This is a genomic window from Escherichia sp. E13S3 (genome assembly GCF_004212325.1).
GTDB lineage: Bacteria > Pseudomonadota > Gammaproteobacteria > Enterobacterales > Enterobacteriaceae > Escherichia.
This window is the reverse complement of sequence record NZ_RHJR01000017.1, coordinates 161,501-179,496: the sequence shown is the minus strand read 5'-3', so window position 1 is coordinate 179,496 and position 17,996 is coordinate 161,501. Positions and strand designations below refer to the sequence as shown.

Below are 17,996 nucleotides of genomic sequence, written 5' to 3'. Positions count from 1 at the left end.
AATCAGGTTATTCGCGAGTAATCCAACTTTTATGCTTTGCCAAAATGCAGATGGGGAGAAAAATTGACGATATTCTCCTGCGGCGCCAGTACGTAGCCGCCCTGGTCGCCGTAAGCACTTAATACGGATTTTTGCATCGATGACTGACCAACCAGCTTCGCCAGCTCATCCATTCGCACCTGTAATAACTGCTTAACGTTGCTTTCGTTGTCCAGGACGAGGCGTAACATCGGTTTGAGTTGTTCCTGCATCATGGCAGAGGGTTCCATTTCTTCCGTCAGGTGCGCGATTTGTTGCACCGCATTCACATAATCCATTTCGCTGGCGATGAGTTCATCCCATCGTCCTTCTGTCGCCAGGCGTAACATGAGCTGGCTTTTTTCGACAAGTTGTTGCCAGGCAAAATACAAGTGCGGTGCATGGTTCATCAGACAGGGTCCTGAATCAAAGAAGGGGAGAGTAACGTCTCTTTCCAGGCATCGGCAATATTGCGCATCAACGTTTCCACTTCTTCTACTGCGGAGACATCGTTACGCAAATTCGCTTGCAGCAAACGCCTGACCATATAGCTATAGAGCGCAATTAAATTCTGGGTTAATTCATCCTGGCTTTCTTCTTCGAGGCTCACCTTCAACCCATTCTCAATGATGTTGATAGCTTTCGATAAAGAAACGCCTTTACCTTCCAGGTTGTTGTCCTGCATAAACAGGCGTGCTCTTACCAGCGCACTCAACACGCCGTCAAATAGCATGGTAACCAGTTGCTGTGGACTGGCGCTCATCACGGCGCTCTCAACGCCAATTTGTGCATAGGCCTGCGTGCCTTTTGCGCTGTACATAGTCTCTCCTGAAGATTATTTCGAGCTGCTATTTGAGGTGTCGAATTGCTGTGTCAGATAGCTACTGGTGGAGTTAAGCGAGTTCATTAGCACATCCAGTTGGGTGAACTGGGCTTTGTAGCGCGCCATTAATGTATCGATACGTTCACTGGCAGCGTTGTACTGATCCGTCAAATTGTTCAGTGTTTTGCTTACGCCATCTTTTGCAGCCTGGATTATCCCGGTGGAGGAGAGCCAACTGGTCAGGTTGCTGCTAATGCTGGTGGTTACGCCAGTGCTTTTACCGTCACCAATAAACATTTCACCTACGCCAGCGGCATCTTTCTTCAGGGCTGTTTGCAGCTTGTCGGTCGCTATTTCCAGCTTACCGGTACTGGCGTCGGTGGTAATACCGATCTGTGCCAATGTTTTATAGGCCGAACTGCTATGCGTATTGGCAAGCAGCGTTTTTAACTGGGTCTGGATGGTGCGAAGTGTGGAGTCACCGAGTAACGCGCCGTTGCTGGAGTCCTGACTTTCTGCCCCGGCATCGACTGCGGTGTATTTTGTTAAGCTGCTGAACGTATCCTGTAACGTGTTATAGGCATCCACCCACGCTTTAACCGCATTTTCAGCTTTAGAGGTGTCTTTGCTGATGGTGAGGGTCTGATTACCGGTGGTGACGTCATTCAGGTTGAGAGTGATATCTTCCAGCGCGTCACTGATAGTGTTGCTGCTGTTTTCAATCTCAACGTTATTAACCCTAAGTTTGGCGTTCTGCGCGGTGACGCTTTCAATCATGCCATTACTGCTATCACCCGACGTTCCGTTGTAACCCATAAAACTTTGCAGGGCGCTGTCGCCGCTGACGCTCAGTTTCATGGCGTTATTGCTACCGGTATCATTGGCGGTGATAGACAAACGATACTCGCCGTTACCCACATTGATGATACTGGCGCTGACACCGGCTTTGGCGTTGTTAATTGCATCGCGGATACCAGAGAGTGACGAGTTAGCCGCGCTGATATCAATCGTGACGGGATCTTTTCCACCGCCTTGCTGGATGGTCAGGACGCTATCGCTGGTAGCGATGGCGGCTTTGTTGTCTTTTTGGCTGTTTTGGGTCGTGAGCGTCTGTGCCTGTGCCAGTTGGCTGACACTAATGGTGTATTTTCCGGCAATTGCGCTGCCCGTGGTGGTGGCGCTAAAAGCTGAAGAACTGCTGGTGGTTGAGGTAGCGGTAAATAAGTCGGCTTTATTCAGTGCCGTGTTGGCGGTCTGAAAACTCTCCAGCGCGCTTTTCAGCGTCCCGTAGGCGCTCAGTTTCGCGGTGTACGAGCTTTGCTGTTTTGATATCGGCGTCAGGGTAGATTTTTCTGCCGCCTCAAGACTGTCGAGGATGCTGCTTAAGTCCAGCCCCGACCCAACCCCGAGCGTTGAAATACTAGCCATATATATTCCTTAATCATGCGACATGTAGAACGAATACCGGGGTTATCGGCGGAAGCGGGGCAAAGTTTACGATTTATTTTTTGGCTTAATGACACGAACAGCAACGAGGAAGGGGAGTATTTCGACGGCTAGAAAAAAATTCTAAAGGTTGTGAGTGACCAGACGATAACAGGGTTGACGGCGACGAAGCCGAAGGGTGGAAGCCCAATACTTAAACCGTAGAGCTAAAAAACAGGAATAAAAATTATGGCACAAGTCATTAACACCAACAGCCTCTCGCTGATCACTCAGAACAACATCAACAAAAACCAGTCTGCGCTGTCGACTTCTATCGAACGCCTGTCTTCTGGTCTGCGTATCAACAGTGCGAAAGACGACGCCGCTGGTCAGGCGATTGCTAACCGTTTCACCTCTAACATTAAAGGGCTGACTCAGGCCGCGCGTAACGCCAATGACGGTATTTCTCTGGCGCAGACCGCAGAAGGCGCACTGTCTGAAATCAACAACAACTTGCAGCGTGTGCGTGAGTTGACCGTTCAGGCGACGACCGGGACTAACTCTGATTCTGACCTGTCTTCTATTCAGGACGAAATCAAATCCCGTCTGGATGAAATTGACCGTGTTTCCGGTCAGACTCAGTTCAACGGCGTGAATGTGCTGGCGAAAGACGGTTCGATGAAGATTCAGGTTGGCGCGAATGATGGGCAGACCATCTCTATTGATTTGCAGAAAATTGATTCTTCAACGCTGGGTCTTAAAGGATTTGCCGTAGACGGTAATTCTTTAAATGTTGGCGACTCGATTACAAGTGTGCCTCAGGCTACAGGGGCTCCGAAAGATGTTACATTTGCAGGGACAACAGCTGCAACGTTAGGTATTGCGGATACTAATAATTTAAGCCTGCATAACATTCTTGATAAAGATGGGGCCGCTACAGGAAATTATGTTGTTAAATCTGGTAGTGATTATTATGCGGCAACGCTGAATCAGGCTAGTGGTGTGGTGACAATTAACACATCTAATGTAACTTACACTACTGCTGATGGTGCCAGTGCGACTAAAAACGGTGTTGCAGTTAAAGTTGCAAATGATCCAGCAACGGGTAATGCAGCTGGTTTTGTGACAGTTGATGGTAAAAATTATAAAGCGGGTGGTGATGGTCTAGATATTCTTGCCGCTACAGATATTGATACAACAATTAAGATGTCAACAGATACTGAATTTGCAGGTGCTTCGACCAACGATCCACTGGCGTTGCTGGACAAAGCGATTGCTTCTGTCGACAAATTCCGCTCCTCCCTCGGTGCCGTACAAAACCGTCTGGATTCTGCGGTCACTAACCTGAACAACACCACCACCAACCTGTCTGAAGCGCAGTCCCGTATTCAGGACGCCGACTATGCGACCGAAGTGTCCAACATGTCGAAAGCGCAGATCATCCAGCAGGCGGGTAACTCCGTGCTGTCTAAAGCTAACCAGGTGCCGCAGCAAGTTCTGTCTCTGCTGCAGGGTTAATCACCAAAACCTGACTAACCGATAGTGACAGCAAACGCCAAATTGCCTGATGCGCTACGCTTATCAGGCCTACGAGGTGAATCGCAATTAATTAAATTTGCATATTCGTCTGGGCTGGATAAGGCATTTACACCGCATCCGGCAAGATGAAGCGTACGTTGTCAGATCTCTTAACCCCGCGTCCGGCGGGGTTATTCTGCTCGTTATTTACCGATCACCCTAAATAACCGCTTATTTCACCCATTAATCGTCCGATTAAAAAACCTGCAGAAACGGATAATTATGCCGATTACTTATATAACGCAGGGTTGTTTATCGTGAAATCACTCTATACCGCTGAAGGTGTAATGGATAAATACTCGCTGTGGCAGCGTTATATCCCGCTGGTGCGTCACGAAGCATTGCGCCTGCAGGTCCGACTGCCCGCGAGTGTAGAACTTGATGATCTCCTACAGGCGGGCGGCATTGGATTACTTAATGCCGTTGAACGTTATGACGCCCTGCAAGGAACGGCATTTACAACTTACGCAGTGCAGCGAATCCGTGGTGCTATGCTGGATGAACTTCGCAGCCGTGACTGGGTGCCACGAAGCGTGCGACGCAATGCGCGTGAAGTGGCGCAGGCAATGGGGCAACTGGAGCAGGAACTTGGCCGTAACGCCACAGAAACTGAAGTGGCAGAACGTTTAGGGATCGAAATCGCCGATTATCGACAAATGTTGCTTGATACTAATAATAGCCAACTCTTTTCCTACGATGAGTGGCGTGAAGAGCACGGCGATAGTATTGAACTGGTAAGTGACGATCATCAGCGGGAAAACCCGTTACAAAAATTACTGGAAAGTAATCTGCGTCAACGGGTGATGGAAGCCATCGAAATGTTGCCGGAGCGTGAACAGTTAGTATTAACGCTCTATTACCAGGAAGAGCTTAATCTCAAAGAGATTGGCGCGGTGCTGGAAGTCGGTGAATCGCGGGTCAGTCAGTTACACAGTCAGGCCATTAAACGGTTACGCACCAAACTGGGTAAGTTATAGCTTAAGTAAATGCCGCACATTAATTTTGAATACCAGGAGTTCTTAATAATGATGCAGCACCAGAAAAGGCGGCCATTGAGTCGCTATCTTAAAGACTTTAAACACAGTCAAACCCATTGCGCATTTTGCCGTAAACTACTTGATCGCATTACGCTGGTTCGCGACGGCAAAATAGTGAATAAAATCGAGATTTCCCGTCTCGATACACTGCTTGATGAAAATGGTTGGCAGGAAGAACAAAAATCATGGTCCGCGTTGTGTCGTTTTTGCGGCGATTTACACTGCAAAACGCAGAGTGATTTTTTTGATATTATCGGCTTCAAGCAGTTTCTCTTTGACCATACTGAAATGAGCCCCGGTACTGTGCGCGAGTATGTGGTACGTCTGCGTCGTTTGGGTAATTATTTAAGCGAGCAAGATATTTCCACCGACCTGCTGCAGGATGGTTTTCTTGATGAAAACCTGGCGCCCTGGCTACCCACCACAAGCACCAATAATTACCGCATCGCATTACGTAAGTATCAGTGTTACCAGACGCAAACCCGCGGTGATCTTGCGCAGAATTCCCCCTGCATGTCAGCTTCTGATATATATTAAATAAGAATAAGATGTAGCAGAGTTGTTTTTGTGTTTACAAACAATGGCTCTACACTGCAAACCAACAAAACAACATTCGGGGTGAATATGAAACTAGCACATCTGGGACATCAGGCGTTGATGGGCGTTATGGCCGTGGCGCTGGTTGCGGGTATGAGCGTGAAAAGTTTTGCCAACGAAGGCCTGCTCAATAAAGTAAAAGAGCGTGGCACGTTGCTGGTGGGACTGGAAGGGACTTACCCGCCGTTTAGCTTTCAGGGCGATGACGGCAAGTTGACTGGTTTTGAAGTGGAATTTGCCCAACAACTGGCAAAACATCTGGGCGTTGATGCCGCATTAAAACCGACCAAATGGGACGGGATGCTGGCGTCACTGGATTCTAAACGCATCGATGTGGTGATTAACCAGGTCACCATTTCTGATGAACGCAAGAAAAAATACGATTTTTCTACCCCATACACCATTTCCGGTATTCAGGCGCTGGTGAAAAAAGGTAATGAAGGCACAATAAAAACCGCAGACGACCTGAAAGGTAAAAAAGTTGGTGTTGGTTTAGGCACCAACTATGAAGAGTGGCTGCGTCAGAATGTTCAGGGTGTTGATGTGCGCACCTATGATGACGACCCGACCAAGTACCAGGATCTGCGCGTAGGCCGTATTGATGCCATCCTGGTTGACCGTCTGGCGGCGCTGGATTTGGTGAAGAAAACCAATGATACGCTGGCAGTAACTGGCGAAGCCTTCTCCCGCCAGGAGTCAGGTGTCGCGCTGCGTAAAGGTAACGAAGACTTGCTGAAAGCAGTCAACGATGCCATTGCAGAAATGCAAAAAGATGGAACCTTGCAAGCCCTTTCCGAAAAATGGTTTGGTGCTGATGTGACCAAGTAATCAACGTATTGACGGGTCCTGCTATAAGTTGACAGTTTTTTGTCTGTAAAACGCCTGATGAACTTCATCGGGCGTTTTGTATTTTAGTGCCAGGTGCGGCCGCTCATAGTTATAAATAGCCACGGATTTTTTACTATTTTCCGGGCCTGCAGGACGCGAGTTTTTCAGGAGCCCGTTTATTCGTTCAGCCAGCGCATTCTGGTCGCAGTCATAACCAACGGTCATTGAGCAGGTTATCCCGATTCTCTCATGCACTGACTGATAAAGAGCTACCCGGTTCAGAATGTATACTTCATACCCAGCATGGCAGAGGCGTCGCTGTATCCCTCGTCACCGAGTTGTACACCCACATTGCCCCACAGGTTCAGATGGTCATTTATCTGCCCCTCAACACCGGTTTTTACTTCTCCGATATTGCTGGCGCCGTCCTGATGTACCGTCACACCGTTCATGCGAGTGCCAAAATCACGGGTGTTGTGCAGCCAGTTCACCTCAACGAACGGACGGAACTCATGGGATTTGCCGTCATTCATTCTGCTGTGTTCCTTAATCCAGGTCTTCACGCCCAGACGGGTACCGACGTTACCGTCACCGGTGCTTTCAACACGGGTACCATTGCGTTCGCGGTGCTCATCAGCTTTTACGCCCATCCAGATAACCTGAGCCTGAGGCTGGACATACCATTCGTTCAGACTGCCATGGCTGCCGGTAAACTCACCGGCTTTCCAGGCATAACCGGTTTCCAGTGAGGCTGTCAGACCTTTTGATTTCCAGGATTCCCCCGGCAGGCCGTCACCTTTCACATCGTTATCGAACCAACTGTACTGTGCCCAGCTATCCAGATAAGCCCCGCTATGTGTCTCATCATTAGCATACCAGGTGGCATACAGACCTGCGTTGTATCCTTTCACACTGCCTTTTGACCTGTATCCGGTACGTACAGAATCTGTATTGTTATGGTCATTACCGTAACCAGCCATAACTCCCAGATGCCAGCGGTCAGAGCTGTTCCGGCTCCACTGAGCCAGGTCACCGCCCAACTGCAGGACGTAACGGTTACCCTGTGTTTTCAGTTGACCTGTACCGTCACGCCAGCGGTTGTGTTCCCCTTCATGGTGCATCCACATGCTGGTTTTTTCCTGCTCACCAGTAATCACATCGGTGTAATGCATCGGCCCCAGGCGTTCATGAAGACGGGATACGAACATGGTGTTTGCGGCAGCCATGTTCGCCGTATAGGAGCCAGCTTCCGGGCGCAGGTCGTTGTCATGACCACCCGGAGCAGGTTCAGGGGCAGGGGGTTGCATTGCTTTCAGAGCGCGCAGCAGGAACGGAGTGTTTTTACCACTGGTCAGATACCAGTTATCACGGTTGCTTCCCCGACCACGTCCCAGCGTGTAGTCATAAGCCCCGGCGGCAATACGCCCGGCCTGAATAAATTCAGCACTGTCAGCATTTCCGTCGACATGAATCAACTCAATACCGTTCAGTGTCTGTGCTCCGGTACCACCTGCATTTATAACAACCACACGGGTCTGACTGGAAGCATCGCCTCTGATTACCAGTTTGTCTGTTGCGGAGTTGTCATTCCCCAGAGCGGTGTTCATGAGCAGTAAGCCATTATTACCGGTATAGTTACCCCCGATCGTCAGTACATTACCCGGAGCATCGGCTCTCAGGTCAAGAGTACCGCTGTTGGTTACGTTCCCGGCGACACCACCAGAGCCGGAGAGTGTCCCCTGCTGAGCGATGGTGACCTGGCTGTTAGCAAGCATGACAGGTGCATCAGCCTTGCCCAGAATCAGTGTGCCGGCAGTGTTAACCGAGCCTGCTCCCAGTCCGTCAGTATTAAGCACCTTCACTATTGCCTTATCTGCGATAGCAATGGTGGCATTCAGGGCGCGGCTGGCACCAGTAATATCGAACACGCCACCGCTGATGTTCAGGGAGCCAGAGCCGATGAGGGTACCTGCAGACAGGCCTCCACCTGTGAGGGTCAGATTACCGCCATTAATGTTCAGTATGGAACCTGCTGCGCTGTTCAGTTTGCCTGCGGTCTGGCTGTGACCGTTCATATCCAGCATGGTGTCAGCTGCCAGGCGAATCTCGCTGGTCTGCCCCAGAGCACTGTTGCTGTTCATGCGGACATTGCCGCCGCGGATGTCTGTTACACCCGTGTAAGTGTTTTGGGAGGACAGAATCAGTGTTCCTTCGCCGGCTTTGGTCAGCGTTTTTCCATCCCAGCCATGAGATAACTGAGCCGCATTGTTATCTGCAAGTCGTACCTTCAGCTCTAACACCGCGCCATATCTCAGGTCAAACGTGCCATATCCATTTCCTGAAGGGTCATTCCACTTCAGGGAAGAACTCACCTCTTTTACTGTCTGCCCGTTACCACTAAGTGATGTTAAAACATAGTCTTCAGCACCATCACTCAGTAGATTATTATGCTGATAAATATTATTTTCAGAGAGCCCTGTTATGCCCTTGGAGGTCGTCAACAAGCCGTACTCATTTTGCTTCCATATTGTCATGGCAGTATCAACATTAAGCACTGCACCGTTATTGAACTGAATACTTTTGGCAGTTAAATGACTGGAACCTGTGCTCATATTCAGCGATGAATCTGTGTCAAATACCGAACTTCCGCTAAAGGTGACATCAGCTCCCGAAACGGAAACATGTGTACCTGTACCCGCACTCAGATTGCCTTTTATCTCAGAGCTGGCGGAGTCTTTATTTGTAATGGACAGAGAATTACCATCAGCATTATTTTCAACATTATTCAAAACAATATCACCTTGAATGACAGAACCAGCGAAGAGATTCAACGAGTTAGTTCCACCATTCAGAGATATTGCGGTATCACAATCTTGCCCTCTGTTACCAGATACTCCTCCGGAGAAGATAACGTTACTTTCACCTTCCTGTCCGCCACTCCCAGGCAATATCCTGCCATGATTATTTATCGTGATATTACTCCCGGAGATAGCAGTACCACCATTACCTCCGTTGCCACCATTACCTCCGGCACCAGTTTTATTATTTTCATGGGAACGCCCTCCATCGCCACCATTACCACCAGTGCCGCCATTTCCACCAATAATATTTCCATAATTATTTATTTCCATATTATTTCCAGATATGGCAATCCCCCCGGTGCCACCAATACCTCCCGTACCACCAGAACCAAGGGGCGCTGAGTCAGTGTGATCATATTCATCTGTACCACCGCTACCACCTTCACCACCAGTGCCTCCCTGTCCGCCAGTTATATCTCCCGTATTATTTATCTTAATATTATTACCATATATAGCAGACCCTCCAATACCACCACTACCACCGCTACTTCCATTAATATTCTGATCGGTAGTAAATTCGACACTACCTTCACCACCGCGAGCACCATCCCCCCCCTGGCCACCTGTAATGTGATTATTATTTGTTATCTCCATATTATTTCCGGATATTGCCGTGCCTCCATTCCCTCCTGTGCCGGCAGAAGACCCCCATACCGCCCACCAGGCACCACTACTACCTTGCCCGGCAGTGATGTTTCCGTTATTGCTTATTTGAAGATTATTGCCAGATATGGCAGTCCCACCAACAGCAGGAGTCCCCGTTAAACCACCACTCTCATCGCCATAACCACTGGCTCCAGGCATTCCACCATCGCCACCCGTAATGCTTCCGTTGTTCGTAATGGTAAGATCATCTCCGGAAATAGCGGTACCCGCTTCACCTCCATCGCCCCCGCCATTACCATAACCTCCCCAACCACCCTTACCACCGGAAATATCACCATAATTAACAAGAGTAAAATTATTTCCAGTAATAGCTGTGCCGCCCAGGCCTCCTGCAGAACCCATCTTAGTAACATCATCATCACCAGCCCATCCGCCTTCACCGCCACCAATGTAAGTTCCGCTGTTAATTGTCAGGATATTTTCATCCTGTAACGAACCGGGTACAACATTAACAATGAGAGCATCTTCACCGGCTTCTCCATCATCACTACCTGGGGGGTGACGCGCGCCATCAGCACCAATGATATTTTCAGATATTTCAGCAGGGTTTCCTTCAGAAAGAGTAACTTCCTTTTTGGCTCCCAAAGCAGGCTGAATGGCCAGAGTGGCAGATATAAGACTGAATAGTAATGTTGTCTTCATTCCCTCTTGCGTTACGCCGAATGTTTTTCTGTTTTTTATATAGATATCAAATTTTTCTTTTTTATTAATTTTCATTTTCACAAAAGCTCCAATTTTTTTGTTTAAGAATGGTGGGTTAGATGTTTTGACTGTGTAGATGTCATTGGGAATAATATGCATTATCTAATCATCATACAAATGATCGATGCGAGCATTATTGCAAATAAACAGAAAAAATCCATCTCAAGCAATCAGGTTGAATTTTTTTTACGAGTAATTTGAAATTGTAATGTTTTCTGGATGTTAGTTTGTTTAGTGATTGGTGTAATTTTAGATAGTGAGTGTTTCTCTGCTTTTTTATAAGAAAAGTGCCTGAAAATATCGTCAGGGAATATAATATTTTTATCCTAAAAATAGACCTGGATATAAATAATAATTAATGCAGAGATAATGATTACCATATTAATGAACGGGTATTGATAACAGGCTTGATCAACCTAAGATGCCAGGAGAAGTTATCCCCGTAACCAGGGGACATCAGATTTTCTGCTTTATGGACATAAGCAGCCTTTACACCGTTACGTTCCTGATGAACCATCGGACATTCAACAGCATCACGGGACCACAAATCTGATTCTATTAACACACTACCTGCTATCGCCCGGAATCCATGAGTACTACAGTTGCCATATGCTCAACGAAAGACCGAGAAAACTCCAGAGTACGAATCACCCGCAGATCGGTTCAACCAGTGTGTTGCATCCCTCGGTTGAACTCACAGTAGGGAACGTGTCAACGCTATTCTGGACGGGCATAATGACAAAAAAGGGCGCTTTAATCGGTGCATTTTTTATTTATACGTTTCCAGCGTGCATAATAACAAGATCACAACAACACACATCGGAGGCTTTTATGCCACTGCATAATTTAACTCGTTTTCCACGGCTGGAGTTTATCGGCGCACCGACACCGCTCGAATATCTGCCACGTTTTTCTGATTATCTCGGGCGGGACATTTTCATCAAACGGGATGACGTCACCCCGTTGGCAATGGGCGGAAATAAGTTACGCAAACTGGAATTTCTCGCAGCAGACGCCTTGCGCGAAGGTGCCGACACACTGATTACAGCCGGAGCGATTCAGTCTAACCATGTGCGCCAGACTGCCGCAGTGGCCGCAAAACTTGGTCTGCATTGCGTGGCGCTGCTGGAAAATCCCATTGGCACTACCGCAGAAAACTATTTAACCAACGGCAACCGCTTGTTGCTGGATCTGTTCAATACTCAGATTGAAATGTGCGATGTGCTGACCAATCCTGATGCCCAACTGGAAGAGTTAGCGACTCGCGTCGAAGCGCAAGGCTTTCGCCCATACGTCATTCCGGTTGGCGGTTCCAATGCTTTAGGCGCGTTGGGCTATGTGGAGAGTGCGCTGGAAATCGCCCAGCAGTGTGAAGGGGCGGTTAACATATCGTCGGTGGTGGTAGCATCAGGCAGTGCCGGAACTCACGCCGGGCTTGCAGTTGGGCTGGAACAACTGATGCCTGAAACAGAACTGATTGGCGTGACTGTTTCACGTTCTGTTGCTGACCAGTTGCCGAAGGTGGTTAGCCTACAACAGGCGATCGCGAAAGAACTGGAGCTGACTGCATCAGCGGAAATTTTACTCTGGGATGACTATTTTGCGCCTGGCTACGGTGTGCCGAATGACGAAGGCATGGAGGCGGTGAAACTGCTGGCGCGTCTGGAAGGCATTCTGCTTGATCCCGTGTATACCGGAAAAGCGATGGCGGGGCTGATTGATGGTATAAGTCAGAAACGCTTCAAAGATGAAGGGCCGATTCTGTTTATTCATACCGGCGGCGCACCTGCACTGTTCGCCTATCACCCCCACGTTTAGCTCCGGAAACGCTCATGCAAGAAAGCATACAACTGGTTATTGATTCGCTGCCATTCCTGTTGAAAGGGGCAGGGTATACGCTGCAACTCAGCATTGGCGGCATGTTTTTTGGCTTACTGCTGGGATTTATTCTCGCGCTGATGCGCCTGTCGCCCGTCTGGCCAGTGCGCTGGCTGGCGCGTTTTTATATCTCCATTTTCCGTGGTACGCCACTCATCGCACAGCTGTTTATGATCTACTACGGCTTGCCGCAGTTTGGCATTGAATTAGACCCGATTCCGTCAGCGATGATTGGCCTGTCACTGAACACCGCCGCCTATGCAGCCGAAACGCTGCGGGCAGCGATTTCGTCTATAGATAAAGGTCAGTGGGAGGCGGCTGCCAGTATCGGCATGACGCCGTGGCAAACTATGCGTCGTGCTATTTTGCCACAGGCCGCGCGGGTAGCACTGCCGCCGCTGTCGAACAGTTTTATCAGCCTGGTAAAAGATACTTCTCTGGCTGCGACGATTCAGGTGCCAGAGTTGTTCCGTCAGGCGCAGTTGATTACTTCGCGCACACTGGAAGTTTTCACCATGTATCTGGCGGCTTCGCTCATCTACTGGATTATGGCGACGGTGTTATCGACGTTGCAGAACCATTTTGAGAATCAACTTAATCGCCAGGAGAGGGATCCAAAATGAGTGCCATTGACGTTAAAAACCTGGTGAAAAAATTCCACGGTCAGACGGTGCTGCATGGCATAGATCTGGAGGTTAAAATCGGCGAAGTGGTGGCGATTATAGGTCCAAGCGGCTCCGGGAAAACCACGTTGCTACGCAGCATAAATTTGCTGGAACAACCAGAAGCGGGGACGATTACCGTCGGGGATATCACCATTGATACCGCGCGTTCGTTAAGTCAGCAAAAATCCCTGATTCGTCAGTTGCGCCAGCACGTTGGTTTTGTTTTCCAGAACTTTAATTTGTTTCCGCATCGTACGGTGCTGGAAAACATTATTGAAGGGCCGGTGATTGTCAAAGGTGAACCTAAAGAGGAAGCCACGGCGCGCGCACGTGAGTTGTTGGCGAAAGTTGGCCTTGCAGGCAAAGAAACCAGCTATCCACGTCGTTTATCTGGCGGTCAACAGCAGCGTGTGGCGATTGCCCGAGCGCTGGCGATGCGCCCCGAGGTGATTTTGTTTGATGAGCCAACCTCGGCACTGGACCCAGAGTTGGTGGGCGAAGTCCTGAATACTATCCGCCAGCTGGCGCAGGAAAAGCGCACAATGGTGATTGTGACACACGAAATGAGCTTTGCCCGAGATGTTGCTGACCGCGCGATCTTTATGGACCAGGGGCGGATAGTAGAGCAGGGATCGGCGAAAGCGTTATTTGCCAATCCACAGCAGCCCCGTACCCGCCAGTTTCTCGAGAAGTTTCTACTGCAATAATAAGAAAAAATCAGCCCCGGTGAGTTAGTGACCGGGGCGAACCACTCTTCTGAAGACTCAATAAACGGTCAATAAATCAGCATAACTCATTAATAACATAAGAGAATGCGATGTCTTGCAAAAGTAATTCATTATCTGAATAATATAAATTATATATAAATCTTATTTATGTGATAGCTTGAGTTTTCAGTATAAATGATACTCACTCTCAGGGGCATTGCGGTTTACTATGCAGGATACGGATTTTTTTAGCTGGCGTCGCACAATGCTGTCGCGCTTTCAGAGGATGGAGGCCGCAGAAGAGGTCTACCATGAAATAGAGCTTCAGGCTCAGCAGCTCGAGTACGATTACTATTCGTTATGTGTTCGCCACCCGGTGCCATTCACGCGACCCAAAGTGGCTTTCTACACCAATTACCCTGAGTCGTGGGTTAGTTATTATCAGGCAAAAAACTTTCTCGCTATTGATCCCGTGCTCAACCCTGAAAACTTCAGTCAGGGCCATTTATTGTGGAATGATGACTTATTCAGTGAAGCCCAGCCATTATGGGAGGCTGCGCGTGCACATGGTTTACGCAGGGGAGTTACTCAGTATTTAATGCTACCGAACCGGGCGTTGGGATTTTTGTCATTTTCTCGTAGCAGTACGCGCGAAATACCTGTTCTTAGTGATGAGCTGCAATTAAAAATGCAGCTACTGGTGCGCGAAAGTCTGATGGCGCTGATGCGTTTAAATGATCAAATAGTGATGACGCCGGAGATGAATTTCAGTAAGCGGGAAAAGGAAATTTTGAAATGGACCGCGGAAGGTAAGACATCGGCAGAGATTGCGATGATCTTGTCAATCTCCGAGAACACGGTTAATTTTCATCAGAAAAACATGCAGAAAAAAATCAACGCGCCGAATAAGACCCAGGTTGCCTGTTACGCCGCCGCAACTGGCTTAATATGACCTCTATTACATTCTGCGTGCCAGGTGTAAAACCGGCTGAAAGGTGTGCTTTCAGCCGGTTTTATATTACTGACGGTAGGCCTGTTTAATTTGCTTAACCGTTTTGGAAAATACCGCAGCCTGGGTTTCGTCTTCGATCAGCGCAAGCTGTTTTTCCATCTTTAACATCACGCGGCCCGCGTCAGCTTGTCCCATCGCCTGCAGCATCAGCGTCAGCATCGCTTTCAGGCAGGAGACTTCATTTGCCAGTTCTTGATTATTCTCGGCAGTAGAAAAATCAGGCGTACTCATTTATTTTCCTCGTCATGTTGCAATGAAAATTTGCAGTAAAAAATGTTAAGGCGGCGGAGTATACCATAAGCTTTGCTAAAAATAGCAGTGGTTGTTTTTTGCTCACTGAATCATCATTGATATTAAATTAGTTAATATAGTGGTTAATAAATATTTATATCATGAATGTTTTTTGTGCGTATTTATTGAGTTAATTAATGTTACATATTCATGCTGATGATTTTTCATTTGTGCTGAATGAAGTCAATTTTTGTCACATTTCAGTCTAACCGGCAGGTTACAACGCTGCGGAAGCTTTTTGGTGACGGACGTGACCATAACTGCGGACAATCGAATTATCAAAAATGAGAGAAAAATCGAATACCCACCATTTTTAACGTTTCAAAGTTGCAATAAAACCCGCTAATATACGGATGACTAACTATCAGTAGCGTTATCCCTATTTCTGGAGATATTCCTTTGATCAACGTTCTACTTGTTGATGACCACGAACTGGTGCGCGCAGGGATACGACGCATTCTGGAAGATATAAAGGGTATTAAAGTCGTTGGTGAGGCTTCCTGTGGTGAAGATGCCGTTAAGTGGTGCCGGGCAAATTCCGTCGACGTGGTGCTAATGGACATGAGTATGCCTGGCATTGGCGGCCTTGAGGCGACGCGTAAAATCGCCCGTTCAACCGCAGATGTCAAAATCATCATGCTTACGGTTCACACCGAAAACCCTTTACCAGCAAAAGTTATGCAGGCTGGCGCTGCGGGCTATCTAAGCAAAGGTGCGGCCCCGCAGGAGGTGGTGAGCGCGATTCGTTCTGTCTATTCTGGGCAGCGTTATATTGCTTCTGACATTGCGCAACAAATGGCGTTAAGCCAGATCGAACCAGAAAAAACAGAAAGCCCATTTGCCAGTTTGTCTGAACGCGAATTGCAGATTATGCTGATGATTACCAAAGGCCAGAAGGTCAATGAGATTTCAGAACAGCTTAATCTCAGCCCGAAAACGGTGAACAGCTATCGCTACCGTATGTTCAGTAAATTAAACATTCATGGCGATGTTGAGCTGACTCACCTGGCTATTCGCCATGGTCTGTGTAATGCGGAGACGTTAACAAGTCAGTGAGTGTTCAGTTTGACGCAAAAGCGTTTTTAAAAACCGTCACCAGCCAGCCGGGCGTATATCGCATGTATGATGCTGGTGGTACGGTTATTTATGTCGGTAAAGCGAAAGACCTGAAAAAACGGCTTTCAAGCTATTTCCGTAGCAATCTCGCTTCGCGCAAAACGGAAGCGTTGGTCGCCCAGATCCAGCAAATCGATGTCACGGTGACTCATACTGAAACCGAAGCATTATTGCTGGAACACAACTACATCAAACTCTATCAGCCGCGTTACAACGTTTTGTTACGCGACGACAAATCTTACCCCTTTATCTTCCTCAGTGGCGATACACATCCACGTCTGGCGATGCATCGCGGTGCGAAGCACGCCAAGGGAGAGTATTTCGGCCCGTTCCCGAATGGTTATGCGGTGCGTGAAACTCTGGCGTTGTTGCAAAAGATTTTCCCCATTCGACAGTGCGAAAATAGCGTTTATCGCAATCGCTCGCGTCCATGTCTGCAATACCAGATAGGGCGCTGTCTTGGGCCGTGCGTGGCCCGGTTGGTTAGCGAAGAAGAGTATGCCCAGCAGGTTGAATATGTGCGCCTGTTTTTATTGGGTAAAGACGATCAGGTGCTTAAGCAACTGATTAGCCGCATGGAAACAGCCAGCCAGAATCTGGAGTTTGAAGAGGCGGCACGTATTCGCGACCAAATTCAGGCGGTGCGACGCGTCACCGAAAAACAATTTGTCTCTAATACGGGCGACGACCTTGATGTTATTGGCGTGGCGTTCGATGCTGGCATGGCATGTGTCCATGTTTTGTTTATTCGTCAGGGCAAAGTGCTCGGTAGTCGTAGCTATTTCCCGAAGGTGCCGGGCGGTACGGAACTGGGCGAAGTAGTGGAAACCTTTGTTGGTCAGTTCTATTTACAGGGCAGCCAGATGCGCACTCTCCCGGGAGAGATCCTGCTCGATTTTAATCTTAGCGATAAAACGCTGCTCGCCGATTCATTATCAGAACTGGCGGGGCGCAAGATTAACATTCAGACCAAACCGCGTGGCGACAGGGCGCGTTACCTGAAACTGGCGCGGACGAATGCAGCAACAGCGTTAACCACCAAACTTTCGCAGCAATCAACCGTTCATCAGCGACTGACAGCGCTTGCCAGCGTGTTGAAATTGCCGGAAGTGAAACGGATGGAATGTTTCGATATCAGCCATACGATGGGCGAACAAACCGTTGCCTCGTGCGTGGTGTTTGATGCTAATGGCCCACTGCGTGCGGAGTATCGGCGCTATAACATCAATGGCATTACGCCGGGCGATGATTATGCGGCGATGAATCAGGTGCTGCGTCGGCGTTATGGTAAAGCCATCGATGACAGTAAGATTCCGGACGTGATCCTGATTGATGGTGGCAAAGGACAACTTGCGCAGGCGAAAAATGTCTTCGCCGAGCTGGACGTCCCCTGGGATAAAAACCATCCGTTGTTACTTGGCGTTGCCAAAGGGGCCGACCGTAAGGCTGGGCTGGAAACATTGTTCTTCGAGCCTGAAGGCGAGGGCTTTAGCTTACCGCCAGATTCGCCTGCGTTGCACGTCATCCAGCATATTCGCGATGAATCACACGATCATGCGATTGGCGGACATCGCAAAAAACGGGCGAAGGTCAAAAATACCAGCACCCTGGAAACCATTGAAGGCGTCGGGCCAAAACGTCGGCAAATGTTGTTGAAATATATGGGCGGTTTGCAAGGTTTACGTAACGCCAGCGTCGAAGAAATTGCAAAAGTGCCGGGTATTTCGCAAGGTCTGGCAGAAAAGATCTTCTGGTCGTTGAAACATTGATGTCTCTGTAGCAACATAGGGGT

At 48.5% G+C, this 17,996-nt stretch carries 16 protein-coding genes and 2 pseudogenes; 10 read left to right on the top strand and 8 right to left on the bottom strand.

Features of this window, described 5'->3' with window-relative positions; genetic code table 11:
- Positions 1 to 29 precede the first annotated feature (29 nt).
- From fliT to fliD, 3 genes are read right to left on the bottom strand one after another with little or no spacing between them, the layout of a single operon-like run.
- Positions 30 to 428, bottom strand: coding sequence for a flagella biosynthesis regulatory protein FliT (fliT, locus tag D9597_RS17175; protein WP_130223603.1), 399 nt, complete (start codon positions 426 to 428; stop codon positions 30 to 32).
- Positions 428 to 838, bottom strand: coding sequence for a flagellar export chaperone FliS (fliS, locus tag D9597_RS17170; protein WP_130208571.1), 411 nt, complete (start codon positions 836 to 838; stop codon positions 428 to 430). The genes fliT and fliS overlap by 1 nt, the downstream gene beginning before the upstream one ends.
- A 15-nt stretch (positions 839 to 853) precedes the next feature.
- Positions 854 to 2,269, bottom strand: a complete 1,416-nt coding sequence (fliD, locus tag D9597_RS17165; protein ID WP_130223601.1) for a flagellar filament capping protein FliD — start codon at positions 2,267 to 2,269, stop codon at positions 854 to 856.
- 246 nt (positions 2,270 to 2,515) lie between these two features.
- Between fliD and D9597_RS17160 the strand changes: the two genes are divergently transcribed.
- The 4 genes from D9597_RS17160 to tcyJ all read left to right on the top strand — a co-directional run bounded on the left by D9597_RS17160 (position 2,516) and on the right by tcyJ (position 6,306).
- Entirely contained in the window at positions 2,516 to 3,784 is a 1,269-nt protein-coding gene (locus D9597_RS17160; RefSeq protein ID WP_130223599.1) for a FliC/FljB family flagellin, read from the top strand.
- 317 nt (positions 3,785 to 4,101) lie between these two features.
- Complete coding sequence (gene fliA, locus D9597_RS17155; RefSeq protein WP_064529323.1) at positions 4,102 to 4,821, top strand: RNA polymerase sigma factor FliA; 720 nt, start codon at positions 4,102 to 4,104, stop codon at positions 4,819 to 4,821.
- A 45-nt stretch (positions 4,822 to 4,866) separates the two neighbouring features.
- Positions 4,867 to 5,418 (top strand): flagella biosynthesis regulatory protein FliZ, encoded by a 552-nt coding sequence (gene fliZ / locus D9597_RS17150; RefSeq protein ID WP_130208735.1) that lies wholly within the window; start codon positions 4,867 to 4,869, stop codon positions 5,416 to 5,418.
- A gap of 87 nt (positions 5,419 to 5,505) precedes the next feature.
- A complete protein-coding gene (gene tcyJ / locus D9597_RS17145; RefSeq protein ID WP_130218652.1) occupies positions 5,506 to 6,306 on the top strand; it encodes a cystine ABC transporter substrate-binding protein in 801 nt (266 codons plus the stop codon).
- A gap of 21 nt (positions 6,307 to 6,327) precedes the next feature.
- Here tcyJ and D9597_RS17140 read toward each other — a convergent pair.
- The 3 genes and pseudogenes from D9597_RS17140 to D9597_RS23350 all read right to left on the bottom strand — a co-directional run.
- Positions 6,328 to 6,573: pseudogene (locus D9597_RS17140) on the bottom strand (integrase core domain-containing protein); the annotation flags it as partial.
- An 11-nt stretch (positions 6,574 to 6,584) separates the two neighbouring features.
- Positions 6,585 to 10,634, bottom strand: coding sequence for an autotransporter outer membrane beta-barrel domain-containing protein (locus D9597_RS23540; RefSeq protein ID WP_276320018.1), 4,050 nt, complete (start codon positions 10,632 to 10,634; stop codon positions 6,585 to 6,587).
- 361 nt (positions 10,635 to 10,995) lie between these two features.
- Positions 10,996 to 11,127, bottom strand: a pseudogene (locus D9597_RS23350) (integrase); the annotation flags it as partial.
- A 239-nt stretch (positions 11,128 to 11,366) separates the two neighbouring features.
- Between D9597_RS23350 and dcyD the strand changes: the two are divergent.
- From dcyD to sdiA, 4 genes are all read left to right on the top strand, one after another.
- Entirely contained in the window at positions 11,367 to 12,353 is a 987-nt protein-coding gene (gene dcyD / locus D9597_RS17125; RefSeq protein ID WP_130223597.1) for a D-cysteine desulfhydrase, read from the top strand.
- A gap of 14 nt (positions 12,354 to 12,367) precedes the next feature.
- On the top strand, positions 12,368 to 13,036 hold the full coding sequence (gene tcyL / locus D9597_RS17120; RefSeq protein ID WP_130223595.1) for a cystine ABC transporter permease: 669 nt from the start codon (positions 12,368 to 12,370) through the stop codon (positions 13,034 to 13,036).
- Positions 13,033 to 13,785, top strand: coding sequence for an L-cystine ABC transporter ATP-binding protein TcyN (gene tcyN / locus D9597_RS17115; RefSeq protein ID WP_130223593.1), 753 nt, complete (start codon positions 13,033 to 13,035; stop codon positions 13,783 to 13,785). Before tcyL ends, tcyN begins: the two co-directional genes overlap by 4 nt.
- Before the next feature lie 229 nt (positions 13,786 to 14,014).
- Entirely contained in the window at positions 14,015 to 14,737 is a 723-nt protein-coding gene (sdiA, locus tag D9597_RS17110) for a transcriptional regulator SdiA (protein WP_130208555.1), read from the top strand.
- Between the two features lie 66 nt (positions 14,738 to 14,803).
- Here sdiA and yecF read toward each other — a convergent pair whose 3' ends face one another.
- Positions 14,804 to 15,028 (bottom strand): DUF2594 family protein YecF, encoded by a 225-nt coding sequence (gene yecF, locus D9597_RS17105; protein ID WP_000106474.1) that lies wholly within the window; start codon positions 15,026 to 15,028, stop codon positions 14,804 to 14,806.
- A complete protein-coding gene (locus D9597_RS17100) occupies positions 15,015 to 15,149 on the bottom strand; it encodes a hypothetical protein (RefSeq protein WP_240731068.1) in 135 nt (44 codons plus the stop codon). Before D9597_RS17100 ends, yecF begins: the two co-directional genes overlap by 14 nt.
- Positions 15,150 to 15,487: 338 nt before the next feature.
- Here D9597_RS17100 and uvrY point away from each other — a divergent pair, with 338 nt between their 5' ends.
- Both uvrY and uvrC read left to right on the top strand, forming a co-directional pair.
- Positions 15,488 to 16,144, top strand: coding sequence for a UvrY/SirA/GacA family response regulator transcription factor (gene uvrY / locus D9597_RS17095; RefSeq protein WP_064529316.1), 657 nt, complete (start codon positions 15,488 to 15,490; stop codon positions 16,142 to 16,144).
- On the top strand, positions 16,141 to 17,973 hold the full coding sequence (gene uvrC, locus D9597_RS17090; RefSeq protein ID WP_130223591.1) for an excinuclease ABC subunit UvrC: 1,833 nt from the start codon (positions 16,141 to 16,143) through the stop codon (positions 17,971 to 17,973). Before uvrY ends, uvrC begins: the two co-directional genes overlap by 4 nt.
- Positions 17,974 to 17,996: the final 23 nt, after the last annotated feature.

Excerpts from the sequence above, each read along its gene's own strand:
- sdiA (WP_130208555.1), top strand. The coding sequence starts at position 14,015 with ATGCAGGATACGGATTTTTTTAGCTGGCGTCGCACAATGCTGTCGCGC.
- fliT (WP_130223603.1), bottom strand. The coding sequence starts at position 428 with ATGAACCATGCACCGCACTTGTATTTTGCCTGGCAACAACTTGTCGAA.
- fliD (WP_130223601.1), bottom strand. The coding sequence starts at position 2,269 with ATGGCTAGTATTTCAACGCTCGGGGTTGGGTCGGGGCTGGACTTAAGC.
- tcyJ (WP_130218652.1), top strand. The coding sequence starts at position 5,506 with ATGAAACTAGCACATCTGGGACATCAGGCGTTGATGGGCGTTATGGCC.
- D9597_RS23540 (WP_276320018.1), bottom strand. The coding sequence starts at position 10,634 with ATGCATATTATTCCCAATGACATCTACACAGTCAAAACATCTAACCCA.
- D9597_RS17160 (WP_130223599.1), top strand. The coding sequence starts at position 2,516 with ATGGCACAAGTCATTAACACCAACAGCCTCTCGCTGATCACTCAGAAC.
- tcyN (WP_130223593.1), top strand. The coding sequence starts at position 13,033 with ATGAGTGCCATTGACGTTAAAAACCTGGTGAAAAAATTCCACGGTCAG.
- fliS (WP_130208571.1), bottom strand. The coding sequence starts at position 838 with ATGTACAGCGCAAAAGGCACGCAGGCCTATGCACAAATTGGCGTTGAG.
- tcyL (WP_130223595.1), top strand. The coding sequence starts at position 12,368 with ATGCAAGAAAGCATACAACTGGTTATTGATTCGCTGCCATTCCTGTTG.
- yecF (WP_000106474.1), bottom strand. The coding sequence starts at position 15,028 with ATGAGTACGCCTGATTTTTCTACTGCCGAGAATAATCAAGAACTGGCA.
- dcyD (WP_130223597.1), top strand. The coding sequence starts at position 11,367 with ATGCCACTGCATAATTTAACTCGTTTTCCACGGCTGGAGTTTATCGGC.